Origin of the sequence: Fictibacillus solisalsi (assembly GCF_900103485.1) — a bacterium.
Lineage (GTDB): Bacteria > Bacillota > Bacilli > Bacillales > Fictibacillaceae > Fictibacillus_C > Fictibacillus_C solisalsi.
In genome coordinates this window covers 2235853-2260641 of the sequence record NZ_FNHW01000001.1, presented here as the reverse complement: position 1 = coordinate 2260641, position 24789 = coordinate 2235853, and the positions used below count along the sequence as shown (strand labels likewise).

19 protein-coding genes and 1 other annotated feature are annotated in these 24789 nt (G+C 44.9%); of the genes, 12 read left to right on the top strand and 7 right to left on the bottom strand.

Annotated elements, in window-relative coordinates:
• The first annotated feature begins 258 nt into the window (after positions 1-258).
• The 3 genes from BLT53_RS11560 to murC all read left to right on the top strand — a co-directional run bounded on the left by BLT53_RS11560 (position 259) and on the right by murC (position 5918).
• The gene (locus tag BLT53_RS11560) at positions 259-3090 is read left to right on the top strand and encodes a DNA translocase FtsK (RefSeq protein ID WP_090235023.1); all 2832 of its coding nucleotides are present in this window, start codon (positions 259-261) and stop codon (positions 3088-3090) included.
• Between the two features lie 206 nt (positions 3091-3296).
• Positions 3297-4394, top strand: coding sequence for a nicotinate phosphoribosyltransferase (locus tag BLT53_RS11555; protein WP_090235021.1), 1098 nt, complete (start codon positions 3297-3299; stop codon positions 4392-4394).
• 195 nt (positions 4395-4589) lie between these two features.
• Entirely contained in the window at positions 4590-5918 is a 1329-nt protein-coding gene (gene murC, locus BLT53_RS11550; protein ID WP_090235019.1) for a UDP-N-acetylmuramate--L-alanine ligase, read from the top strand.
• Positions 5919-6006: 88 nt separating this feature from the next.
• On the opposite strand, the gene BLT53_RS11545 is transcribed toward murC, so the two are convergent.
• Positions 6007-7119: an aminopeptidase gene (locus BLT53_RS11545; protein WP_090235018.1), complete on the bottom strand. Its 1113-nt coding sequence runs from the start codon at positions 7117-7119 to the stop codon at positions 6007-6009.
• Between the two features lie 191 nt (positions 7120-7310).
• Between BLT53_RS11545 and BLT53_RS11540 the strand changes: the two genes are divergently transcribed.
• The 6 genes from BLT53_RS11540 to BLT53_RS11515 all read left to right on the top strand — a co-directional run bounded on the left by BLT53_RS11540 (position 7311) and on the right by BLT53_RS11515 (position 12828).
• Entirely contained in the window at positions 7311-7769 is a 459-nt protein-coding gene (locus BLT53_RS11540; RefSeq protein ID WP_090235016.1) for a DUF948 domain-containing protein, read from the top strand.
• A gap of 14 nt (positions 7770-7783) precedes the next feature.
• Complete coding sequence (locus tag BLT53_RS11535; protein WP_090235015.1) at positions 7784-8215, top strand: YtxH domain-containing protein; 432 nt, start codon at positions 7784-7786, stop codon at positions 8213-8215.
• An 85-nt stretch (positions 8216-8300) separates the two neighbouring features.
• Positions 8301-8627, top strand: a complete 327-nt coding sequence (gene ytxJ, locus BLT53_RS11530; protein WP_090235013.1) for a bacillithiol system redox-active protein YtxJ — start codon at positions 8301-8303, stop codon at positions 8625-8627.
• A gap of 330 nt (positions 8628-8957) precedes the next feature.
• Positions 8958-10874, top strand: coding sequence for an LTA synthase family protein (locus BLT53_RS11525; protein ID WP_244520398.1), 1917 nt, complete (start codon positions 8958-8960; stop codon positions 10872-10874).
• A 219-nt stretch (positions 10875-11093) separates the two neighbouring features.
• Entirely contained in the window at positions 11094-12101 is a 1008-nt protein-coding gene (gene ccpA, locus BLT53_RS11520) for a catabolite control protein A (RefSeq protein ID WP_090235011.1), read from the top strand.
• A gap of 25 nt (positions 12102-12126) precedes the next feature.
• On the top strand, positions 12127-12828 hold the full coding sequence (locus BLT53_RS11515) for a 5'-methylthioadenosine/adenosylhomocysteine nucleosidase (protein WP_090235010.1): 702 nt from the start codon (positions 12127-12129) through the stop codon (positions 12826-12828).
• Between the two features lie 30 nt (positions 12829-12858).
• Here the strand turns inward: BLT53_RS11515 and BLT53_RS11510 are convergent, their stop codons facing one another.
• The 3 genes from BLT53_RS11510 to BLT53_RS11500 are packed head-to-tail and all read right to left on the bottom strand — an operon-like array spanning position 12859 to position 15350.
• Entirely contained in the window at positions 12859-14019 is a 1161-nt protein-coding gene (locus tag BLT53_RS11510; protein WP_090235007.1) for an acetoin utilization protein AcuC, read from the bottom strand.
• A complete protein-coding gene (locus tag BLT53_RS11505) occupies positions 14016-14663 on the bottom strand; it encodes an acetoin utilization AcuB family protein (protein WP_090235006.1) in 648 nt (215 codons plus the stop codon). The genes BLT53_RS11510 and BLT53_RS11505 overlap by 4 nt, the downstream gene beginning before the upstream one ends.
• Before the next feature lie 54 nt (positions 14664-14717).
• On the bottom strand, positions 14718-15350 hold the full coding sequence (locus BLT53_RS11500; RefSeq protein WP_090235004.1) for a GNAT family N-acetyltransferase: 633 nt from the start codon (positions 15348-15350) through the stop codon (positions 14718-14720).
• 170 nt (positions 15351-15520) lie between these two features.
• Between BLT53_RS11500 and acsA the strand changes: the two genes are divergently transcribed.
• Positions 15521-17236, top strand: coding sequence for an acetate--CoA ligase (gene acsA, locus BLT53_RS11495; protein ID WP_090235001.1), 1716 nt, complete (start codon positions 15521-15523; stop codon positions 17234-17236).
• 29 nt (positions 17237-17265) lie between these two features.
• Here the strand turns inward: acsA and BLT53_RS11490 are convergent, their stop codons facing one another.
• Positions 17266-20148: a transglycosylase domain-containing protein gene (locus tag BLT53_RS11490; protein WP_090234998.1), complete on the bottom strand. Its 2883-nt coding sequence runs from the start codon at positions 20146-20148 to the stop codon at positions 17266-17268.
• 142 nt (positions 20149-20290) lie between these two features.
• Positions 20291-20505: a binding site (T-box leader), on the top strand.
• 58 nt (positions 20506-20563) lie between these two features.
• Here BLT53_RS11490 and tyrS point away from each other — a divergent pair.
• Complete coding sequence (gene tyrS, locus BLT53_RS11485; RefSeq protein WP_090234997.1) at positions 20564-21823, top strand: tyrosine--tRNA ligase; 1260 nt, start codon at positions 20564-20566, stop codon at positions 21821-21823.
• A 267-nt stretch (positions 21824-22090) separates the two neighbouring features.
• Here tyrS and rpsD read toward each other — a convergent pair whose 3' ends face one another.
• Positions 22091-22693 carry a 30S ribosomal protein S4 gene (gene rpsD, locus BLT53_RS11480; protein WP_090234994.1) on the bottom strand — a complete coding sequence of 201 codons (603 nt, stop codon included), beginning with the start codon at positions 22691-22693 and terminating at the stop codon, positions 22091-22093.
• Between the two features lie 354 nt (positions 22694-23047).
• On the opposite strand from rpsD, the gene megL reads away from it, so the two are divergent.
• Positions 23048-24253: a methionine gamma-lyase gene (megL, locus tag BLT53_RS11475; RefSeq protein WP_090234991.1), complete on the top strand. Its 1206-nt coding sequence runs from the start codon at positions 23048-23050 to the stop codon at positions 24251-24253.
• Between the two features lie 45 nt (positions 24254-24298).
• Here megL and BLT53_RS11470 read toward each other — a convergent pair whose 3' ends face one another.
• Complete coding sequence (locus BLT53_RS11470; RefSeq protein WP_090234989.1) at positions 24299-24784, bottom strand: GAF domain-containing protein; 486 nt, start codon at positions 24782-24784, stop codon at positions 24299-24301.
• Positions 24785-24789 lie beyond the last annotated feature (5 nt).

Below are 24789 nucleotides of genomic sequence, written 5' to 3'. Positions count from 1 at the left end.
TGGTAAAAAAGTGGTGAAAAAAGTCATAAAAGCCATTGATGGACCGAATTTTTATGATAGGGCATGTCGGTGCTGTCCCCTTCGTGATATTTGCCAATGAAGCTGTTTGGATACCAGAAATGAGCTTATGTTTTCATAACCGCTAGAGCAATCTAGTGGTTTTTATATTTTTTACTTTCGGTGGCAAATTTTTCTTAAAGTATGGCCCGAATTCCGCTACAATATAAAGACAGACCCAGAGAAAAAGAAGGTGAAGCAATGTCGTGGTTTAAAAAATTAATGAATTTAATGTTTGATGATGAACCTTCTGAGACAGAAGAAACAATAGATCCAGCCCTACATAAGGATGAGAAAACAGAACCCGTAAAAAAACGTACAGTCGGCCGGTTTCAGAACCATCAAAACAGCTCTGCAGCCAGAATGGTCAGCCGCTATCCGGCAGAAGGGAAATTTCGATTCCCGTTGATTGATGATCAAGAAGAGATTGGAAGACATACACCGGCAAGAAAACAAAGCTATACGAAAAAGCAAGCGGATAGAGAAGGACAGGAGGCAATAAAATACTCCAGGGAACGGCAGAAAGAGACTCCGGCCAAGGAAGATCTGTCACAGCCACCCCTAAAAGAAGAGAAAACACAACCATTTAAGCCTTCCGAAATCCCGTCACCCATATATGGGTTTGGAAGCAGAAACGGAACCCATCGTGTTGAGTCTGGACAAGCTGGTGAAAACCGGTATAGGGAGCAAGAATCCAACAGCAAGTTTCGGCCTTCGGAAATTCCATCTCCGGTTTATGGATTTAGCGGCCGTAACAAAAATGGACCAAATCCCTCAAAGACAACGGAGGAACGTCCAAAGGGCAGCTTCATGCCTTCTGAGGTCCCGTCGCCGATTTATGGTTATGGTGAACGGAAACCAGATACGATTATCAACCCTGGATTATGGAAGCTATCCGAAATTCAGAAACAGAAGATGCCGGATCCGGCTTTGATGGAAGAACTGCTAACAGAACCTGTATCAAGCAAAGAACCTGTCATTCTGAGTGAAGAAGAAGTCAGGAACATGCCTGTAACGGAAGAAAAAAATGAAGATCTCATTGCGGAGTCTGTTCCCCAAATGGAGAAGGAGCCTGTGCTCCTTATTGATGAATTCAGAAAAGAAACCATTGAACCCGCACAAACAGAATTGCTGCCGGAACCGCAACCAGAACCGCCAGCTGAACCATTTGAAGAACGCAGAATTGAGCCTGTTTCTGATGACGTGCAAGAAGATGAAATGATTTTTGAGCTTCCGCCTGAAAGGATGGACCTTAAAGAAGCTGAAGACGAACAAATCGGGCTAAACGGTGAAGCAGTTGAAGAAGCAACAGCTTTGGAGCCGGAAGAAGAGGGAGCGCCTGCATTCGCGAATCGTATCAGAAACGATCAGGAAGGTGCAAACCTAGCGGCAGAGCCTGCAAAGGGACCATCATTAAAAGAAGAAGAGGTTACCCGCCGGGAGCCTGAGAAAAAACCTGGAGGAACCTATATTCCGTTTAATGTTCTGATGCTCAAGAAAGACCGGAATCGTACTGCCAATCATCCAGCTGAGAAAAAAACACCAGCACCTGTGGAATCAAAAGCAACAGGGAGCACGGTTGCTCCAATTCCGGCAGAAGACGCTGATCTCTCATTTCCGCCGCTCGAGTTACTGCAGAATCCCCCGATACAGGAGGAGGACGACAGTTTTTGGATGGAAGAGCAAAGAGATCTGCTTCAGCTGACTCTTGATAACTTTAATGTGAATGCCAAAGTAGTCAACATGACAAAAGGGCCGTCGGTTACCCGTCTCGAAGTGCAACCCGCACCTGGTGTTAAAGTTAATAAGATAACCAATCTAAGCGACGATATTAAGTTGAGTTTATCGGCAAAGGACATACGAATTGAAGCGCCAATCCCGGGAAAAAATACGATTGGCATTGAAGTGCCCAACCGATACAGCCAGCCTGTTTTCTTAAGGGAAATCCTGCAAAGCGAGGAATTCCGCAACAGCAGTTCACCACTTACTGTTGCGCTGGGATTGGATTTATCCGGTGATCCGATTGTGACCGACCTTCAAAAAATGCCTCATGGGTTGATCGCAGGAGCCACAGGATCTGGAAAAAGCGTGTGTATCAATTCCATTCTCGTTTCATTGATGTACAAAGCATCGCCGGATGATGTACGCCTGCTGCTTGTGGATCCGAAAATGGTGGAATTGGCTCCGTACAATGCCATTCCTCATTTGGTTACACCGGTCATTACCGATCCAAAGGAAGCGACCACGGCTTTGAAATGGACGGTAGAGGAAATGGAGAGAAGGTATGAAGCCTTTGCAAGACATGGCGTGCGTGACATAAAACGGTTTAACGACAAAATGAAACGCGAACAATTGTATGCCAACAAAATGCCATATATCGTCGTAGTCATTGACGAACTTGCAGACCTGATGATGGTGTCACCACAGGACGTGGAAGAAGCGATTTGCCGGATTGCTCAAAAAGCGAGAGCATGTGGAATTCATTTGCTGGTGGCAACCCAGCGGCCTTCCGTGGACGTTATAACTGGTCTGATTAAAGCGAACATCCCGACAAGGACTGCCTTTGCTGTTTCATCTGCGGTCGACTCCCGTACCATTATCGACATGAGCGGTGCGGAACGTCTGCTCGGCAGAGGCGATATGCTGTTTCTTGAAAATGGATCAAGCAAGGCGGTCCGTATTCAGGGTAATTTTGTATCGGATGATGAAATCGAACGGGTTACTGCGTTTGTAAAAGAACAGCATTCAACCAATTATTTATTTAGCAGAGAGGAATTGATCCAGTCTAATCAAACGGTCGAGCAAGAAGATGATCTGTTTGAAGAAGCTTGCTATTATGTACTCGATATGGGCGCCGCTTCTTCCTCAAGCATCCAAAGACGCTTCAGGGTTGGTTACAACCGTGCTGCACGCCTTGTAGAGATGATGGAGGCATTCGGTCTAGTTTCCGAAGCCATGGGCTCAAAGCCCCGTACAGTTCTCATGACCAACGAAGAATTCCAAAGCAAGCTTTATAGCGAAGCGGAAGTATAAAATGAATTAGACGGCCCATTGCCTGTCCATGGAGACAGGCAATGGGCCGTCTTTTTTGTGGGGAAGTCCTTGAAATGCCTGCTTGTCCACTTTCTCTTGTGTTCTGAGGTGTACTTCTATATGATAGTTAGGGATGAGTTCGAAATGCCCATTTTAAAAGACAGAAAGAATCCATGAATTTCTTGACCAGGTGATGAGGAGTTTATATGAAAGAAATAGAATTAAAGCTGCAGGGTAAAATCAAACGCTTGACCAATCAAACATTCAAATTTGATGAAAGGGCAGGTGACGGCTGGTTTTCAGCTGTTTATTTCCTGAAAACATGCGAGATCGTAAAAAAATTCAAACCTGATAATATAGTAACCATGCAATTTTTTCAAAAAAACGATGCCGTTCTTTGCGGAACAGACGAAGCAATTGCCTTAATTAAGACATTTGCTAAAAATGCAGACGATCTGGAGATTCACTCGTTGAAAGATGGAGACAAGATCTCTCCATTTGAAACTGTCTTTACCATTAAAGGCCCTTATCAAAATTTTGGCTTTTTGGAAGGAATGCTGGATGGCATTTTGGCCAGAAGAACGTCAGTGGCAACGAATGTTTATAATGTTGTTAAAGCAGCGAGTATTTCAGGTGTCCAAAAGCCGGTCATCTTTATGGGGGACCGGGACGATCACTTTGCCCAGCAGGCAGGTGATGGTTATGCGGCTTATATCGGCGGCTCTACGGCACAGGCCACCCATGCGATGAATGAATGGTGGGGCAAACAGGGGATGGGAACGATGCCGCACGCCTTGCTCCAGATGTTTAATGGAGACATTGTTGAAGCGACGAGAGCGTATCATGAAACGTATCCTGAAGATGAACTGATGGCATTGGTGGATTACAATAATGACGCCATTACCGATGCCCTTAAAGTTTCGAGAGAATTTGGAGATGTATTAAAAGGAGTCAGAGTGGATACCTCAAGGACGATGGTTGACCAATACTTCTTCCGTAATCCAGAGGTGCTCGGCAGTTTCGATCCGCGTGGTGCGAATCCGGAACTTATTTTTGCGCTGCGCAAAGCTCTCGACCAGGAAGGGTTTGGGCATGTGAAAATCGTCGTCAGCGGCGGTTTTACCGAGGAGCGGATCACTGATTACGAAAAACGCGGTGTACCTGTTGATATTTACGGAGTAGGCAGCAATCTTCTTAAAATTAACATCGGGTTTACCGGAGACAATGTAATGATGAACGGAAAGCATCAAGCCAAAGCGGGACGGGTTTTCAGACCGAATGCACGTCTCGAAAAAGTAGAATAAAAGTAGAATAGTCGTTAACCGAAGTAATGGAGTTAGACTTCATTTTTTGCTATAATGGAAAAATGAGTCGGTGCAGCTTGCTCGATGAATATCACTCTATCGCAGCATGCATATACTAACAGAAAATAGGCCTTGAAAAGTGGGTTGCCTAAAAAGGTGATTCTTGAGAAGGTTTTTGATTGTGGAGGTCTTTACATGACACATTATCACTTTGTGGGAATCAAAGGTACGGGGATGAGTGCCTTGGCACAAATACTTCATGACATGAAGCATGAAGTTCAAGGATCGGATGTTGAAAAGTATTTCTTTACCCAGCAGGCTTTAGACGAGCGCGGGATTACAATACTGCCATTTGATAAGAATAACATTAAACAGGGCCAGACCATCATTGCTGGAAACGCGTTTTCGGATGACAATGAAGAACTGGTAGCAGCGCGTGAACTCGGCCTGCCGATTTACCGTTACCATCATTTTCTTGGTGACTTTGTGAAGAAGTATACCGGAGTTGCGGTGACAGGTTCTCACGGAAAAACATCAACAACAGGATTGCTTGCCCATGTGATTGGCGGAGCAGAGCCGACTTCGTTCCTGATCGGAGATGGGACAGGACGAGGAATGGCAGACAGCAAGTATTTTGTATTTGAAGCATGCGAATATCGCCGTCACTTCCTTTCTTATGAGCCTGCATATGGAATTATGACAAATATTGATTTTGATCATCCTGACTATTTTAAAGATATTGATGATGTCATCAGCGCATTTCAGCAAATGGCGATGCAGGTTACAAAAGGAATCATCGCATGCGGTGATGATCAATATCTTCAGCAAATTCATGCAAATGTACCCGTCGTCTTTTACGGACTAGGAGATCATAATGATTTTCAGGCGACAAACATCCATCGCGATGAAAACGGGACTACATTTGATGTGTTTGTAAGAAATACGTTCTACCATACGTTTACGATTACGGGATACGGAACACACAACATTCTTAATGCTTTGGCCGTTATCGCTCTTTGTCATTACGAAAATGTGGATGTGGATGTTATTGCCGACCGTTTAAAAACGTTTGGCGGCGTTAAACGGCGATACTCTGAAAAGCCATTCGGAGATCAGGTGTTGATTGATGACTATGCTCATCATCCAACCGAAATCAGTGCAACCATTGAAGCGACAAAATACAAGTATAAAAATCGCGATGTGGTCGCTATTTTTCAGCCCCATACATTCACAAGGACGAAAACGTTCCTTCATGAATTCGGGGAGAGCTTAAGAAAAGCTGATTATGTTTATTTATGCGATATCTTTGGATCGGCACGTGAAAATGCCGGCAGTCTTTCCATTAAGGACCTGCAGGAACAAATTCCAAATGCGGTGCTGTTGAGCGAAGAAGAAGTAGGTATTCTCGAGCAGCATAACGACGGAATTCTTTTGTTCATGGGAGCAGGGGATATCCAAAAATTCCAAAAATCATATGAACAGACAGTGGAAGGTCATCAAGGGAAAAGCACACAAATTGGATAGAAGCGAAAAAGGAGGCTCAAAATGAGTCTCCTTTTCAATAAGGTCTTAAAGATAAAAAACGCCGGTATGCAGCCGGCGTTTTTTTGGTTTATTTAAGGTTTTCAGGATTAAGCACGTCAAGTTCAGGAAGTACGAAACGACCGTCTTTACGGATAAGAACATCATCAAAATAGATTTCCCCGCCTCCATAATCCGGGCGCTGAATCATGACCATATCCCAGTGGATGTTGGACTCATTGCCGTTGTATGCTTCTTCATACGCCTGTCCCGGTGTAAAGTGGAAGCTTCCGTCAATCTTTTCATCAAACAGAATGTCTTTCATCGGGTGCTGAATATAAGGGTTGACACCTATTGCAAACTCACCAATATATCGGGAGCCTTCATCGGTATCAAAAATTTTGTTGATTCGTTCGGAATCGTTGGCTGTTGCGTTTACGATTTTTCCATTTTCAAATGTCAAGGACACATTTTCAAATGTAAAGCCCTGATAGGGAGATGGTGTGTTATATGTGATGGTTCCATTTACGGAATCTCTGACAGGGGCTGTGTATACTTCACCATCCGGAATGTTTGCCTCTCCTGCACATCGTACAGCAGGGATATCTTTAATGGAGAAGGTAAGATCAGTTCCTGGTCCCTTCAAATGAACTTTATCTGTACGGTTCATCAAATCTTCAAGAGACTTCATGGCTTCATTCATCTTGCTGTAGTCAAGGTTGCAGACCTGGAAATAGAAATCTTCAAACGCTTCGGTGCTCATGCTGGCAAGCTGTGCCATGGCTGCATTCGGATAACGAAGAACAACCCATTTTGTTTTCTTGATGCGAATTTCACGGTGCATGGCAAGGACCGTTTTTTCATATAACGCCATCTGTTCACTCGGAACATCGGACAATTCATTAATATTGTCGCCTGAACGAAGTCCGATATAGGCATCCATTTGAGCCATCAGGTCACCTTCGTGATTGGCAATGATTTTCATCTGTTCTTCTGAAGCGTTCATGTACTGCTGGCGCATAACGGAATGGTCTTTCAGCAATACGAACGGAAAACCGCCGGCGGCATAAGCTTCCTGAACGAGTGCATTCACAAGCTCTTTTTGAAAGCCGAAGTTTTCAATCAGAACTTTTTCCCCTTTTTGCAGATTAACTGAATATGTAATTAAGTTTTTAGCCAATTGCTGGATACGTGGATCTCTCACTGCAATTTCCCCCTTATATATGGTGAATAAGCCTAACGTATTTATTTTAACGTAATTTAAATAATTTGTAATGTTCTAACCCTTGTCCTTAGCAGGAATTCATAAAATAGTATAGAATATAGCATACATGTTTAGTTTTACTGGCATAGGGTAATTTTAAAAGCATCTAACTCAGGAGGTGTCGTGGAAACATGAACATACTTATACCCATCAGTGTACTCATCATTGCCCTTGCTTTTGTCGTCCTAGTAATCTTCTTGGCACGTACGCTCAAATCACTTACAGTAACGCTTGATAACGTGGCTAAGACTGTAGACGGCCTTGAAACTCAATTGAATGGTGTTACATCAGAGACGGCTCAATTGCTTCACAAAACCAACAAATTGGCAGAAGATGTACAAACGAAAGCTGCTTCATTGAACACTGTGTTCTCGGCAGTGCAGGATCTTGGCAGTTCAATTCATAATGTCAACGAATCTGTACGCAAGGTCACAGAGAAAATCACAACCGGGGCTGAACGCCAGTCAGAAAATATTTCCCAGGCTGTTCAATGGGGAAATGTAGCCATCAATTTATGGGAAAAGTGGAAAATCAAGAAAGCCAGTGTCGATTCTACGCAGCAAACATCCCAAAGAAGACAATATCAATAAAGGAGGAGTTTAGAATGAGTAACGAAAACAATAATCAAAACATCAACAGTAAAGATTTTATTATTGGAGCTCTAGTTGGCGGAATTGTAGGTGCAGCCTCCGCCCTCCTCATGGCGCCTAAAAGCGGCAAAGAATTGAGAAATAATCTTTCAGATCAAGCAGGTACGATCAGAGACAAAAGCTCAGAATGGTCTTCAATGGCAAAAGACAAATCCTCTACTATTGCCCGCACGGTATCTGAACAGTCCAATCAAGTGGCAGGCAAGGTGAAGGAACTATCAACCAGCATCCGCCGTGATTTAAACAATTGGAGAAACAAAGGACAAGAGGTTCTCGATGAGAGCGCCGACGCGTATGGTGAAATTACCACTCAAGTGGAAGAAGAAGCCGCACGCCAGCCGGATCCTCTTGCAACTGAAGAAGATTTGGTAAAAAATAAGTATTGATTACTCAAAATCAGATGATTACAAACGAAGAAGCGTCCTTCTTCGTTTTTTCATGGATTTATGATTCACCTAAGGAGGAGTACATATGTCACTCGTTAAACTTTCAACTACAGAGGAATTCAAACAGGCAGTAAGTGAAAATAACAAATTATTTTTATTAAAGAACAGTACAACCTGCCCGATCAGCCATGCCGCATTTCAGGAATATCAAAATTTTGCCGCAGAGCAGGATATGCCTGTATTTTATTTAAATGTTCAGGAAGCGCGTCCGCTGTCCAATGAAATTGCGGAGAACTATGGAGTGAAACACGAATCGCCTCAAGCCCTTCTTTTTGAAAAAGGAGAGCTGAAGTGGGACGCTTCCCATTATTCCATTACCTACGCAGCGCTCAACGAGCAGTTGGGTAAATAAGGGTGGTTTATATAAACATAATAAAGTAATGGCATAAGGATAAAGTCCTCTGTTAAATGGAGGGCTTTTCTTTTATATGGATGGCCAAGAATATTAAGGAAACGCCTTTTGTGCAATTTGGAGGATAACAAAGCATAATAAAGGGATTTAAAGAATGACCGGTATGAGTTCTACACTGATAGTTACAGAAGAATATACCTCAAATAATCACGATAACGGTTTTTTTACTTCCTCATTGAACTCCGTATAATGGGTAGGGTGAACCTGAAACACTGCAAATGGTCAATTTGTAGCAGGGTCCTTTTCTTTTTTTTTTGAGGAGGAAAATGAATGATGAATAAACTTGAACGACAAACGAATATACAAAATTCAACAAAACAATCTTTGAGCTTTTTTCTGCTGGCCGTTATCCTTCTTTGGGTAAAATCGTATATCGCCTTCAGGGTTGGCTTGAATCTCGATCTTGAGAATGTGATGCAAGAGATCATCCTGGTGATTACACCGCTCAGTTCCGCACTGTTCTTCCTGGGGCTTAGTTTGTTTGCTCCCGCAAAAAGCAGGAACAAAGCATTGCTTACGATTCATTTTATAATGTCCTTTGTTTTATACGCCAATATTGTGTACCACCGGTTCTTTGATGACTTTATTACAATACCGGTCCTGTTCCAATTTAAAAACTTTGGCGATCTTGGCGGAAGTGCAAAAAGCCTGATGCATCCGCTTGATATTTTATTTTTTCTGGACTTTCTACTGTTATTGACCATTGTATTAACCAAGAAAGTAAAACCGGTGGAAAAATTGAAAAAGAAAACCATTGGTCTTGTTTTTGTTACTGCATTCAGTATCTTTTTGGCGAACCTTGGGATGGCGGAAATTCAGCGTCCCGAGCTGCTGACCCGTACATTTGACCGGGCCATTCTGGTTAAGCTAATGGGTGTATATAACTATCACGTATATGACGCTGTATTAAACACCAAGTCGTCTACACAGCGTGCATTAGCAGACAGCAATGATTTGGCTGAAGTTAAGAACTATTCGGATTCACAATACAAAAAACCAGACCCAAAAATGTTTGGGGCCGCCAAAGGTAAAAACGTAATTCTTGTATCCATGGAATCTACCCAGAACTTTTTAATCAATAAAAAAATCAATGGTCAAGAAGTTACACCGTTCTTGAATGACCTCACGAAAAATAGTTATTACTTTGATAACTTTTATCACAATACAGGACAGGGTAAAACGTCCGATGCGGAGTTTTTGATTGATAACTCACTGTACGGACTGCCTGGAGGATCTGTGTATTCAACGAAAGCGCAAAATAAATTTCATGCCACACCGGAGATTGTGAAACAAAAAGGATATAACCCGGTGGTGTTCCATGCGAACAATAAAAGTTTCTGGAACCGTGATATGATGTACAATACGCTCGGTTATAACAAGTTTTACTCTAAGCCTTACTATAATGTGAACGATGAGAACTCGGTAAACTACGGCCTGAAGGATAAGGAATTTTTCAAGCAGTCCATGCCGATGCTTCAGAATCTGAAACAGCCGTTTTACAGTAAGTTCATCACGCTGACCAACCATCACCCGTTCATTTTGAATAATGATCAGGAGAAGAGTATCCAGCCGGCGGATACCGGAGACCCTACCGTGGATAATTACTTTGTAACTGCCCGCTATCAGGATGAAGCACTAAAGCAATTCTTCCAGCAGTTGAAAGCTTCAGGGCTCTATGACAATTCGGTCATCATTCTGTACGGTGACCACTACGGAATCTCTGAGAACCATAATAAAGCAATGAGCAAAATCCTGGGCAAGGAAGTAACACCATATGAACACCTTAAGCTTCAGGAAACTCCTTTGTTCATCCATGTGCCGGGGCAAAAAGGTAAAGTGATGCATACCATTGGCGGAGAAATTGATTTGAAGCCTACGATCCTGCATCTGCTTGGCATTAAAACCAAAGGTGATATCCAGTTTGGATCCGACCTCTTCTCTCCGGACCGTGACGAATTTACGGTTCAGAGAGACGGCAGTGCCATAGCGAAAGACTATGTCTATGCTGGTGAAAAAGAGAAATGCTACAGACAGTCCGATGGGCAGGAGGTAGCAAATAAACTCTGTAAGCCTGCAAAAGAAAAGGCAGCCAAAGATCTAAACCTTTCTGATAAAGTGGTGTATGGTGACTTGCTTCGCTTCTTTAAGGATGGGAAAATTATTAATCAGCAAGAATCAAACAAATAAAAGGAAGCCGGCTGATTTCAGCCGGCTTTTTCCTGTTTTGAATGGACTTTTAAGGATTGGATAAAACTAAACAGAGAAAGTTGGAAAATGTTCACTTTTATACAGTGGAATATGGCAGTTGTACGGGCTTTTCGTTGCCTAACAGCAGTCCTTTACTGTATGATAGCAATAACATTACATAACCTGTCTGGATTGTGGAATTAAAGGAGGATTACTAAATTGAATACAACAATTTATGATGTGGCCCGTGAAGCAGGCGTCTCAATGGCAACTGTTTCCCGTGTCGTGAATGGAAACCCAAATGTTAAACCATCAACACGGAAAAAGGTGCTTGAAGCGATTGAGCGCCTCGGTTACCGACCAAACGCAGTGGCAAGAGGACTTGCCAGTAAAAAGACAACAACTGTGGGCGTGATTATTCCCGATATCGCGAGCATCTTTTTTGCTGAGCTCGCAAGGGGAATCGAAGATATCGCGACCATGTATAAATACAATATTATCTTGTGCAACTCTGATCAGAACAAAGATAAAGAAATTCATCTTTTGAATACATTGCTCGGAAAGCAAGTGGATGGCATCGTCTTTATGGGAGGTAAAATTACAGATGAACACGTGGAGGAATTTAAAAAGTCTCCCGTACCGATTGTAATGGCGGCGACCGTTGATATGAATAATGAAATTCCGTCGGTTAATATTGATTACCAGCAGGCTGTGTATGATGCGGTTGAGCATCTGTTAAAATCAGGACACGACTCTGTGGCGATGGTTACCGGGCCTCTCGAGGATCCAATCAACGGCTATCACAAGTTTACAGGCTTCCGAAAAGCAATGGAGGATGCCGGGAAAAAGGTGGATGAAAAACAGATTTTTGTCGGCGATTACACGTATGATTCAGGCATTGAGGCCGTGGAAACATTCCTTGAAAGCGGAAATATGCCAACAGCCATTTTCGTAGGAACGGATGAAATGGCACTGGGAGTGATTCATGGCGCACAGGATAAAGGAATCACTGTTCCTGGCGACCTTGAAGTCATCGGTTTTGATAATACACGTCTGGCGACAATGGTAAGGCCAACCCTGTCAACTGTGGTGCAGCCTATGTACGATATCGGAGCTGTAGCAATGCGTCTATTGACAAAACTCATGAACAAAGAAAAAGTCGAGGAGAACACTGTGGTGCTTCCTCACCGTATTCAATTTAGAAATACAACAAAGAACAACGGCTAATAGACGCAACAGAGGTGGGAGAGTTTTGAGAATCGGCATTATAGGAGCGATGGATGAAGAAATCCATTATATGAAACAGGCTCTTGATATTTATGGGGAAAGCAATTACGCGAAGACTACCTTTTATGAAGGGACCTACGCGAACAAAGAAGTCGTCCTCTGCAAGTCGGGAGTGGGAAAAGTAAATGCGGCCGTAGTGACACAGCTTTTGGTGGACCGGTTTAACGTGACACATATCATGTTTACCGGCGTCGCAGGGGCCTTGCACCCTGAGCTTGAAATTGGCGATATTGTGATTTCAACAAGCGCCATGCAGCATGATATCGATGCCTCCGCATTAAGTCCCCATTTTCCGCAAGGAACCATTCCCATGTTTGGGTATGAGTCGGATTTTGCGGCAGACCCAAGCCTTGTGAACCTGGCGGAAAAAGCAGCTTCAAAGGTGTCCGGGGTTTCTGTCAGAATGGGAAGGGTCTTAAGCGGGGATCAGTTTATTGCAAGCCGAACACTTGTGGAAAAGTATTATCAGCTTTTTGACGGTGCGTGCATTGAAATGGAAGGCTCCGCTGTTGCACAGACAGCTTTCTTAAATGACGTTCCCTTTGTCGTAATCCGTTCCATCTCGGACAAGGCCAATGGCGAAGCAGCGGTCAACTTTACTGAGTTTACAAAGCTTGCGGCGAAGCGGTCTTCTGACATGATAGAAGAGATGCTCAAAGCCATTTAATAAATAGGAAAGACCTGATGCACGTTGGCGTCAGGTCTTTTTTCTGCTGTCCCGGATATGGTGGAGTGCCTTGTTTAAGGTAAGACTGTTTTTTTCCATGATTTCAGGTTTTCGGGGAATCGGTTTATACAAACCGGGCGGGTCTTCCCATGTAAGCGGCAGGGTGACTGGAGCAGTCTTTTGCCACTTTTCAATCCATTCCATTGGAAGTGATCCTTCCAAATCCATTTCGTTCATCGCCAGCCAGATTTCAGACCAGGCGCGCGGAACGACCCTCCAGATATCATAACCGCCGCCGCCGGTGGCGATCCACTTTCCGCCGCAAAACCGGTCGGCCGCTTCCTTTGCGATCCTGGGGATGGCATGATAGGATTTCATCGTTACAGACAGGTGGGTCAGTGGATCGTAATAGTGGGCATCTGCACCATTCTGAGACAGAATAACATCCGGCTTGAAGAAGGAGGCCACTTCATGAACCGCCGTTTCATACAATTCAAGCCATGACTCATCTTCCGTAAAGGCATCCACGGGGAGGTTAAAGGAGTAGCCATAGCCGTCGCTTTGCCCCTTCTCCGTGACGTTTCCGGTACCCGGAAACAGATACCGGCCAGTCTCATGAATTGAAAGGGTACAGGCGTCGGGGTCTTCGTAAAAGGACCATTGCACCCCGTCTCCATGATGGGCATCCGTGTCGATATAGAGCACTCTCGCACCGTATTTCTTTTTCAAATATGCAATGGCTACAGCGCTGTCATTGTACACACAAAAACCGGAAGCTTTTCCGCGGAATCCGTGATGAAGCCCCCCGCTTGCATTGAATCCATACGTTGCTTTGCCTTCCATCACCATGTCAGCAGCAGTCAGGGTTGCACCCACTATCCAGGCGCTTGCTTCATGCATGCCGGGAAAAATCGGGGTGTCCTCAGTTCCAAGTCCGTAATTTTCTGCAGCAGCTCCTTTTAAGGTCCCATCACCCGCTTTTTTTACGGCTTCGATATACGACGTATCATGGATGAGTGCCAGCTCTTCATCGGTTGCCATTCGTGGCTGTACGATTTGGCTGTCATCCAGTGCACCAGACATGCTCAGCAGGTCATAGGTCAGCTTGACGCGCAATTGGTTAAAGGGATGCCCTTCATTGAATTTGTAACGCAGCAGGTCATCGGAATAAACAAAAACAGGCTTTTTCATTGTCCCACTTCCGGTTCCTGTGGCCAAATGACATCATAACCATTTTGCCTTAATTCTGAAGCAATTCGGTAAGGATTCATCGTTCCAATGCGCAGGACCAGGATTTTTTGGCTGTCGTCCTGCTTGCTGGGATACACAAGCACACTATTGATATTGATTTTAAATTTTTTGATCAGTGAGGCAACATCCGCCAGCTGTCCGGCTATGTTTTCAACTTTAACTTCCAGATGCGAGCTCGGCTGGTGGGCACCGGTCAATTGGATCAATGTGTACAGCATGTCCCGCTCTGTTATGACCCCCACCAGTTTTTCCTGCTCAAGGACAGGGATACAACCGATTTGATGCTCATAAAAAATACTGAGAAGATCTTCTGCAAAATCAAGGGGATGGGCGGTAATCACGTCTCTTACCATGATTTCCGATACCGGCCGTTCAAATTTATCGGCATGATCAGCTGCATCAAAGATGGAAGGGCTGGCATCCCTGAGGTCACGGTCGGAAATGATTCCTGCCAATGATCCATCGTCGACAATAATGGGCAGGTGTCTGATCCGGTGTTTTCTAAGCGTAAGCAGGGTCTCCATAATGGTTGTCTCCGGTCGTGCGGTAACGGGCTGTTTATTCATCATATCCTGAACAATCATCTTTATTTCCCCTTTCTGCGGCTTTCTGGAACGCTACATCTTTGGGCAGGAATTTTAATACATGAAACGGTTTTGAAACCGAATCCGGTCAAACTCCTGGACGGATTCCATAGAAACCCGGCTGCCGATTCTGACCATTAAGCAGTTTGCAGGATGGGAACTGATCTCGGGATCATCCGTTGCCATATATTCCAAACCGCCGGCGTTCATCATTTTTTCCATTACTTTTCGGTAATCCCACACCGATAAACCAGTGCCTTTTAAATCCCAATGCCAGTAATACTCCGTTGTAATTATAATATAATCTTCCATGCTGTCATCCATCATGGACACCCTTAACAGGCTTTTCCCTATTTTATAGTTTCGGTAATCAGAAATGACCTCGATCGCTCCAAGTTCAAGAAGATTTTCCATATTGCCATGTGACCATCGTTCCATTGGATCAGGATAAACGTATGTAACGTAACCAATGATGGTATCCTTTGTTCTGGCGATGATAATCCTTCCTTCATCAAGGCCTGCGATCTCGATAAGTGCTTCATGCTGCTGGGGTGAGGGTCTGAACGCTTTTAATCCGGTATGAAATTCATAACTAGCCAGATGTTCCGGCGAGATGGGACCCTCAATAATAACCTTGCCTGAAGGTGTATCAACAGCAAGGCAATTGTAAGTTTTAATATGATTCATGTATACACCACCCATGTAAAAATTCAACTACTTCCATTATACATAACGAAAAAGGTTTGTAAGGGGTTTCAAGCCGGTCAGATTTGACAATTCTAATAAATTTAAAAATTTTGAACCTATATGATATACTTAGTATGTATATATTTATTGGCATAGGAGGAGATTGACAGATGAAGGTGGAAGCGCTTCCTAGTATCAAAGGTAATTTTAACCTGGAAGATTATCAAACAGCATATGATGCATTTAACTGGACCGAAGTTGAAAAAGAATTCTCCTGGTATGAAACGGGGCGGGTCAATCTGGCCTATGAAGCAGTGGACAGGCATGCGGAAGGGCACAGAAAAAATAAAGTCGCTCTTTATTTTTCAGATCAAAAAAGAGATGAAAAATACACATTCCGTGATCTGAAGGAAATGTCCAACCGGGCAGGGAACATGCTCCGTCAGCTTGATGTTGAAAAAGGGGACAGGGTGTTTATTTTTATGCCTCGTTCTCCCGAGCTGTACTTTGCACTTTTGGGTACGGTAAAAGTTGGAGCGATCGTCGGCCCGTTATTTGAAGCATTCATGGAGGGCGCTGTCAGGGACCGCTTGGAAGACAGTGAGGCCAAAGTACTCATTACCACTCCTCAGCTCCTGGAGCGAGTACCTGTAAGCGAACTGCCTCATCTCAAGCATGTTGTTCTAGTAGGGGAGGATGTGAAAGAAGAGGGGCCGTATGTCGACTTTTTCAGCAGGATGGAAAAAGCGGACAAGCATCTAGATATCGAATGGGTAGACCGCGAAGACGGTTTGATCCTTCACTATACCTCCGGGTCCACCGGAAAACCTAAGGGCGTATTGCATGTTCATAATGCAATGATTCAGCATTACCAGACAGCCAAATGGGTACTGGATTTGAAAGATTCCGATGTGTACTGGTGCACCGCCGATCCTGGTTGGGTGACCGGAACATCCTACGGTATTTTCGGCCCATGGCTGAACGGGGCGTCCAATGTGATCCGCGGCGGTCGCTTCAGTCCGGAAGATTGGTATGGCACGATCGAAAAGTATGGTGTAACCGTCTGGTACAGTGCACCAACGGCTTTCCGTATGTTGATGGGAGCAGGAGATGAAGTTGTGAAGCGCTTTGATCTTTCTTCCCTGCGCCATGTGCTGAGTGTCGGCGAACCGCTCAATGCTGAAGTTGTACGTTGGGGAATGAAGGTCTTTAATCTTAGAATTCATGATAACTGGTGGATGACAGAAACAGGGGCCCAGCTGATCAGTAACTATCCGGCAGTGGAAATTAAACCTGGCTCCATGGGGAAACCATTCCCGGGTATTGAAGCGGCCATTATCGATGACCAGGATAACGTGCTTCCGCCAAACCGAATGGGGAATCTGGCCATTAAGAAAGGCTGGCCGTCCATGATGAGGGCCATATGGAACAATCCGCAAAAGTATGAATCTTATTTTACACCAGGCGGCTGGTATGTTTCCGGCGACTCGGCCTATATGGATGAGGATGGGTATTTCTGGTTCCAGGGCAGAATTGATGATGTGATTATGACGTCCGGTGAACGTGTAGGCCCGTTTGAAGTGGAAAGCAAGCTCGTGGAACATCCGGCGGTTGCAGAAGCGGGTGTTATCGGCAAACCGGACCCGGTACGCGGTGAAGTGATCAAGGCGTTTATTGCGCTAAGGGAAGGATATTCACCAAGCGATGAATTGATTGAAGAGATTCGTTCATTTGTAAAATCCGGCCTTGCTGCCCATTCAGCGCCAAGAGAAATAGAATTCCGTGACAAGCTTCCCAAAACAAGAAGCGGTAAAATTATGAGGCGCGTATTGAAAGCCTGGGAGCTCGACCTTCCGACAGGCGACCTGTCCACAATGGAAGATTAAAAGAAAAAAGATACAAAAAAACCCCTCGATCAATTCGAGGGGTTTTCTGTTTCCTTTTTATCAGTATTCTGTTCATCAGATGGCTTCTTTGGCTTGTCGGACGGCTTTTCTTCGGATGGTTTCTCGTCCTTTGGTTTCTCTTTCTTGGGCTCTTCTTGCGTCTGTTTTTCGGATTCTTTCTTAGAATCCTCCTTTTTCTTGTCTTTATCAGGGGTTTCCTGTTTTTTCGTACCATATGTTACTTTTTCTGACGGAGACGATTCCTTGCCTGCAATATCCACTGCGGTGACATAGAGTACACCTGAAGGGGCTGACAGGGAGGTCTGGTCTGACGTCACGCTACCAATCTTCTTAAAAGATCCGCTGGTGCCGGAAGCCTGGTAGATACGGTAACCGATCACATCGCTCTCACCTGAGGACGACCAGGATAGCTTTCCATCTTTAACGGATATTCCGCTGACGGCACCAGGCGCTTTGCCGTTTTCCGGCAAGCTTTTGTCAGGGAGGAGATCTCCGGCATCTACGCCGGCAGCTTTCTTCAAATCCACACCATTAAATAATTCATCATCGACCATTACACCATTTTTCGTAAACTCTTTTGGTGTAGAATCTGACGCTTTGTATCTTTTGCCATTTGCAATAACATATCGGCCGGTATCCAGACTGTTGTCTTTCGAATTTGGCGCATATTTCACATTAAATAAATCGGTTGTGACCAATCCGGCTTTTCGGCAAAGACCAGATGGAAGCTTTCCGGAAATGCCGCAGATTTCTTTTCTAACAATTCCAGACGGCATGCTGAACCGCTCTCTGGGAGCAATCAGTGAAGGCGCGTATTTATAGGCATCATTCGCAAAAGCAGCCCACAGCGTCTGGCTGATATGCTGTTGCCCGGCCGGAAGGGCATCCGGCTTGTCATAGCCATGCCACACACCGAGAGTTACGTTAGGGTTGGTGGCAACGAACCAGGAATCCTTCGCGGAGGAAGTTGTTCCGGTCTTACCTGCCCAGTCGGCAGAAAAATTCAGCCTGCCTGGAATGCTCGCTGCTGTCCCGCCTGGTTTCAATACATCTCTCATCATATCAAGAATCAGATATGACGTCTGTGGGGAATAGACAGAAACGGGTTTAGATTTGTGCTGATATACGACTTTTCCGTCCTTACCTACGATCTTGCTGATCAGGTATGCATCCACGAATTTCCCCTGGTTCGCGAAGGTAGCGAAGGCATTGGTATTTTCTTCTACCGTTACTCCGTGGGTAAGACCACCGATGGCAACTGAAGGTGCTGACCGGTCTGCTTCCGCAATACTTGAGAATCCCATTTTTTCCAGGCGGTTGAACGCATCGGCGTGGTCAGCCATCATGTAACTTCTCAGGGCAGGGATATTATAGGATTTGGCGAGCGCAGTTCTGGCCGAAAGCAGACCGTGGTACCGGTTATCATAGTTGTGCGGATTATATTTACCTATTGTCAAAGGGGTGTCCGGTATAATGTAACCGGGCTGCATTTTTCCTTCTTCAATGGCTGGCGCATAGGCGAGCAGCGGCTTCATAGTTGAACCATTTTGTCGGAGTGCCTGTGTCGCATGGTTAAGTTGCTCGCGTTTATAATCGCGGCCGCCAACAAAGCTGAGGATCGCTCCCGTTTTATTTTCGATTAAAATGGATCCTACTTCCTGGGGCTGCTGGACATATATCCATTTTCCTTTGTCATTTTTGACGCGCACTGTGTGCGGAGAGCCAAAAAGATAGTTGTTCTTTGCCGTTTTCTCCATTTCATCATAAATCTTTTTATTGATGGTGGTATAAATTTTCAAGCCTTTCTGGCGAAGCCGCACATAAGCGTTCTGGCGGTATTCGTCCTTTTCCTCCTGCTTCAGCTTGGAATAGTTTTTACCGTCTTGTTTCGCAGCCTGTGCCGCCAAAATGGACGCTGAACGCCGTTCGACTTCCATGCTTAAATACGGATATTTTTCATAGGAATTTTCCTTTTTCTTCGTAAAATGCTTTTTCACATCATACTTTATAGCTTTTTCATACTGCTCTGGAGTGATTTTTTCAGCAGTGAGCATCCGTTTGAGCACGGTTTTCATACGGTTTGTTCCGGCGCTGATATCCTTTTTTACATCCCCGCTGTTCGTAAACGGAGAATACACAAACGGATTCTGCGGCATTCCCGCGAGGAACGCGGCTTGCGGAAGATTTAGTTTCTTCGCGTCCACACCAAAAACCCCTTGTGCAGCCGCCTGTATGCCCGCGACATTGTGGCCGGAAGAACTGCGTCCAAAAGGAACGATATTCAAGTATGCTTCGAGAATTTGCTCTTTCGTAAAAAAGTGCTCCAGACGGAGAGCCAGCAGAATTTCTTTTGCTTTCCGGTCGAAGGAGACTTCGTTGGTCAGGATTTGGTTCTTGATCAGCTGCTGGGTCAGTGTACTTCCTCCCGAGCGATTTGCCGAACCGGTTACTTCCTGAATGACGGCACGTATGATGGCTTTAGGAACAACACCTTCGTGGTCGTAAAAATATTCATCCTCTGTTGAGATGACCGCATCTTTAACAAAAGGAGAGATGTTCTTTAACGATACTTCGTCGCGGTTTAGATCCGCCCGAAGGTTGCCCAGCTTTGATTTGTCATTAAAGTACATCATACTCGTCGTCGAGTAGTTGTAAATCTCTTCTTTCATGGTAGCTTCGGCCCTGACCGGCTCATTTTTTACAAGTGAAGCCAGAAAGCCTGCCCCGGCTCCAGCTGCCAGACAGCCGCCGAGTACGATCAAAACGACGATGATTAAAAATAAGTTCCATGTAAAAGTGTATGTTTTATCGGCGGCCTGGATAATTTTCTTCTCATTAAGGTAGGCGATAAAGCGCCTCCATTTTTCCTTAATTACCTCTAGATGAGACATATGTAAATTCCCCCCTATTTGACTAATTATATCATATTCGCTGTCGTTTGAAGGGAGTGAGGGTACAATTTTGTCAATGAAAGAGGAATTGACATCGTCCTTCAGCTATGGTAAAAAGAAGAATATATGCTAATTGGATAAGTAAGAAGCGAAGATAGGAATTGAGTAGTAACTGTCTCCCTGTTTCAGAAAGCTGGTGGCCGCTGCAAACCAGCACACAGACGGATTATGAAGTACACCCTGGAGCTTTCTTTGTGAACATAAAGTAGCAAAGACCGGTTGAAAAGCCGTTAATCGATACGAGTGGAAGGATTTTTCCTTCAACAAGGGTGGTACCGCGATAATCACGTCCCTTATTCAGGGGGCGTTTTTTATTTGTCTTTTTTAATTGGATGCAATGAAAGGAGCAACATTAATGGGAATCTTGCAAGATTTAGAATACCGGAATCTGATTAACCAGATGACCGACCGTGAAGGTCTGGAAGAAAAACTGAACAACGGTAAGACCGCATTTTACTGCGGGTTTGACCCGACAGCGGACAGTTTGCATGTCGGCCATCTTCTCGTCATCATGACGATGCGCCGCCTTCAGCAGGCAGGACACCAGCCTATTCCATTGGTGGGAGGCGCCACTGGGATGATTGGTGATCCGAGCGGAAAAAAGGCGGAGCGCACACTAAATGAATCCAGTGTCGTCGAGCAATGGAGCGAGCGCATCAAAGGCCAGCTTTCCAAGTTTTTGGATTTCGAAGCTGAGAACAATCCTGCGCAAATTGCCAATAACTATGACTGGATCGGGGACATGGATGTGATTACCTTCCTTCGTGATGTGGGTAAATACTTCCCGCTGAACTATATGCTCGCGAAAGAATCGGTTGAATCCCGTTTGGAAGCAGGAATTTCCTTTACCGAGTTTACGTACATGATTCTGCAATCTTATGATTTTCTGCAATTATACCGCCAGAAGGACTGCCGCCTTCAGCTGGGAGGAAGCGATCAGTGGGGGAACATTACTGCAGGGCTTGAACTAATCCGAAAAGCAGGGGAAGAAGAAAAGGCATTTGGTCTGACAATCCCGCTTGTTACAAAGAGCGATGGAACCAAGTTTGGTAAAACGGAAGGCGGGGCAATCTGGCTGGATCCGGAAAAAACCACACCGTATGAGTTCTATCAGTTCTGGATCAACACGGATGACCGCGATGTCGTCAAATTCCTGAAGTACTTCTCATTCAAAAGTAAAGAAGAGATCGGGGCACTAGAGGAGCAAGTACAAAGCGCTCCTGAAAAACGAGCGGCTCAAAAAGCGCTTGCCGAAGAACTGACGGCCCTCGTTCACGGTGACGCAGCCCTCGAACAAGCCATCAAAATCTCAGAAGCTTTGTTCAGCGGTCAGCTTTCCGAGCTTTCCGGAGCTGAAATTGAACAAGGATTTAAAGATGTGCCATCCTTTCAAATGGAATCTAAAGGGGACATCGGACTCATTGATTTGCTTGTGGCAAGCAAGATTTCTCCTTCCAAACGCCAGGCGCGCGAGGATATCACAAACGGAGCGATCTCCATTAACGGCGAACGCTGCCAGGACCTTGAAAAAGTTGTTGGAGCAGACTCACGAATCGATGACCGCTTTGTCGTTATCCGCCGTGGTAAAAAGAAGTACTTCTTGATCCGCTACTAAATAGATGAAAACCGGCTCACCAGAATGGTGGCCGGTTTTTTGAATTTTCAAACGGGAAAGATTGCATCGAAACAGATTCATCGGTCCCGAATATTCGATTTGAAAACAAATCGGCCTCTTTTGAAAAAAAAGTATGACAATTGAAAATCAACTTACTGTTTTAAAAATAAATCATGCACTATTGAAAATAAACGGGTGCAGTCCGCATTTATCCAGATATAAAGCAACAAAAAAAGCGTCCCGCATAAACGGAACGCTTTCTTAAACTTAACGAGAGTAGTACTCGACGATAAGTTGTTCTGAAATTTCAGCTGGCAATTCAGAACGCTCTGGCAAGCGAGTGAATGTACCTTCAAGTTTGTTTTCGTCAAAAGTCAAGAAGTCAGGAACGAAGTTGTTTACTTCGATTGCTTCTTTAACTGCGCTTAGGTTTTGAGACTTTTCACGGATACCGATTACTGAACCAACTGCAACGCGGAATGATGGGATATCAACGCGCTTACCGTTTACAGTAACGTGTCCGTGGTTTACCAATTGACGAGCTGCACGGCGAGTGCGGGCAAGACCAAGACGGTAAACGATGCTGTCCAAACGAGACTCAAGTAGGATCATGAAGTTTTCACCATGAATTCCTGCCATTTTGCCAGCGTCGTTGAAGATGCGGCGGAATTGGCGCTCGTTTACACCATACATATGACGAAGCTTTTGCTTCTCTTGAAGTTGTAAACCGTATTCAGAAAGTTTTTTACGTTGGTTAGGACCATGTTGTCCTGGAGCGTATGGACGCTTTGCTAATTCTTTTCCAGTTCCGCTTAGGGAAATACCTAAACGACGGGAAATCTTCCATGTAGAGCCTGTATATCGAGCCATGAATGACTCCTCCTTCACGTGTTTTGTTTTTGTAAAACAAGAACAGTGACTGTTTTCTTTCCACTTGTTTATTTTGTTGGCCTATACCTTCACTTCAGCAGCCATGAAGCTACGCGATATACCATGCCAGAGGGGCATGTAACAAAATAACAGCAAGTGACGAACACAGTGCCGCTTTATTTTACACAAGGAATAGTATATGTTTTTTTGAAGGTGAAGTCAAGGGCTGCCTTCGAGAAAAGGAGACATCGGCCTGAACGGATGAATACATTAGTAAGGGAAGGGGAGGATTCACCTTTCTGAAGAAGAAGCTATTATAGTAAGCGCTTACAAATGGAGAAGGGGTGCATATATATGAAGTCTAATTATTTTGAGACGCACGCGATTCATGCTGGATATGATGACAGGGAGCATAGCGGCAGTCTTTCCCCGCCCATCTTTCAAACTTCCACCTTTGTGTTTCCGGATGCAGAGACGGGAGAACGGAGATTTGCCGGAGCAGAGGAAGGTTACGTCTACTCCCGGCTGAAAAATCCGACCGTCCGCCAATTCGAAGAAAGAATGGCGGTGCTCGAAAGCGGTGAGGAAGCATTGGCGTTTGCTTCCGGGATGGCAGCAGTTTCTGCCGTTTTGCTGGGACTTGCGAAAACCGGGGAGCATATTCTTTGTTCAGAAGGTGTCTATGGCTGTACGTACGGACTACTGCAATTCATGGAGGAGCGACTGGGAATCAGTCATTCCTTTCTCTCCATGGAAAGCGCAGAAGAGCTCAATACGGGAATCCTGTCAAATACGTCACTGATTTACATTGAATCCCCAATCAATCCGACGATGAAGCTGGTTGACCTCGAGATGGTGGTGACTATAGCCAAAGAAAAAGGGATCCCAGTCATTGTCGATAATACATTTTGTTCACCATACCTGCAGAGGCCGCTGGAATTAGGGTGTGATCTCGTTGTTCACAGTGCGACCAAATATTTATGCGGCCACGGAGATGTGGTGGGGGGTGTGGCTGTTGGCAGCCAAGAGGTGATGGAACAGATTGCCCACACCGCACAAAAAGACATTGGCGGCATTATGTCTCCATTTGACGCCTGGCTGCTTCTGAGAGGAATAAAAACGCTTCCGGTGCGGATGGACCGCCATTGTGATAATGCTGAACACATTGCCGTCCTTTTAAAACAGCATCCTTATGTTGAGGGCATTTTTTATCCCGGTGATCCGGATTTTTCTCAGTATGGTATTGCCTGTAAGCAAATGAAAAAGTCAGGGGGAATGATCAGTTTCAGAATTAAGGGAGGCAAAGAGGAGGCACAGCAGCTCATGAACGAGCTTCAGCTCATTAAAATTGCGGTTAGTCTTGGTGATGCAGAAACATTGATTCAGCATCCAGCCACCATGACCCATTCGGGAGTCCCGGAGCACGAACGGGAGAACATGGGAATTCCCCAAAATTTGCTCCGCCTGTCTGTAGGGCTGGAAGCATGGCAGGACATCTGGGCTGATCTCGAGCAGGCCCTGCATTCGCTCATACAAAAAGAGGATCAGGCGGTATCCTGAAAAAAACGGCCCGGAATGATCCGGTGCCGTTTTTTTGTGTCTGTCTTAAATGTGTTTATTCAGTTCATCCACAAACTTTTCAAGCCACTCTTGATCGATTTGATCAAATCTGCTTTTTTCAGGGCTGTCGATATCAAGTACACCAAAAAGCTGTCCGTCCTTTACGATTGGCACCACAATTTCAGATTGTGACGCTGCATCGCAGGCGATGTGTCCCGGAAATTGGTGAACATCTTCAACAACAAAGGTCTTTTGCTCTTTTGCTGCTGTACCGCAAACACCTTTGCCGATTGGAATCCTAACACAGGCAGGAAGACCTTGAAATGGCCCCAGCACAAGCTGATCCGATAATTCTTCGTATTCGTAAAATCCAACCCAGTTGATGTTGGGAAGGAACTGGTTTAAAAGCGCGGAAGCATTGGCCAGATTAGCCGTGATGCTCGTTTCATCTTCTAAAAGAGCACGTGCCTGTTTAAGCAGCTGTTCGTATCCCTCTTCGCGGTTCTGACTGTATTTTTCGACTGTAAACATGAACA

What these genes read in the sequence shown, in the direction of transcription:
- BLT53_RS11560 (WP_090235023.1), top strand. Translation starts at nt 259, where the DNA reads ATGTCGTGGTTTAAAAAATTAATGAATTTAATGTTTGATGATGAACCT.
- megL (WP_090234991.1), top strand. Translation starts at nt 23,048, where the DNA reads ATGAAGTCTAATTATTTTGAGACGCACGCGATTCATGCTGGATATGAT.
- ytxJ (WP_090235013.1), top strand. Translation starts at nt 8,301, where the DNA reads ATGTCACTCGTTAAACTTTCAACTACAGAGGAATTCAAACAGGCAGTA.
- BLT53_RS11470 (WP_090234989.1), bottom strand. Translation starts at nt 24,784, where the DNA reads ATGTTTACAGTCGAAAAATACAGTCAGAACCGCGAAGAGGGATACGAA.
- rpsD (WP_090234994.1), bottom strand. Translation starts at nt 22,693, where the DNA reads ATGGCTCGATATACAGGCTCTACATGGAAGATTTCCCGTCGTTTAGGT.
- BLT53_RS11555 (WP_090235021.1), top strand. Translation starts at nt 3,297, where the DNA reads ATGAAAGAAATAGAATTAAAGCTGCAGGGTAAAATCAAACGCTTGACC.
- BLT53_RS11510 (WP_090235007.1), bottom strand. Translation starts at nt 14,019, where the DNA reads ATGAAAAAGCCTGTTTTTGTTTATTCCGATGACCTGCTGCGTTACAAA.
- BLT53_RS11490 (WP_090234998.1), bottom strand. Translation starts at nt 20,148, where the DNA reads ATGTCTCATCTAGAGGTAATTAAGGAAAAATGGAGGCGCTTTATCGCC.
- BLT53_RS11505 (WP_090235006.1), bottom strand. Translation starts at nt 14,663, where the DNA reads ATGATTGTTCAGGATATGATGAATAAACAGCCCGTTACCGCACGACCG.
- BLT53_RS11535 (WP_090235015.1), top strand. Translation starts at nt 7,784, where the DNA reads ATGAGTAACGAAAACAATAATCAAAACATCAACAGTAAAGATTTTATT.
- BLT53_RS11500 (WP_090235004.1), bottom strand. Translation starts at nt 15,350, where the DNA reads ATGAATCATATTAAAACTTACAATTGCCTTGCTGTTGATACACCTTCA.
- BLT53_RS11540 (WP_090235016.1), top strand. Translation starts at nt 7,311, where the DNA reads ATGAACATACTTATACCCATCAGTGTACTCATCATTGCCCTTGCTTTT.
- BLT53_RS11525 (WP_244520398.1), top strand. Translation starts at nt 8,958, where the DNA reads ATGATGAATAAACTTGAACGACAAACGAATATACAAAATTCAACAAAA.
- acsA (WP_090235001.1), top strand. Translation starts at nt 15,521, where the DNA reads ATGAAGGTGGAAGCGCTTCCTAGTATCAAAGGTAATTTTAACCTGGAA.
- tyrS (WP_090234997.1), top strand. Translation starts at nt 20,564, where the DNA reads ATGGGAATCTTGCAAGATTTAGAATACCGGAATCTGATTAACCAGATG.
- murC (WP_090235019.1), top strand. Translation starts at nt 4,590, where the DNA reads ATGACACATTATCACTTTGTGGGAATCAAAGGTACGGGGATGAGTGCC.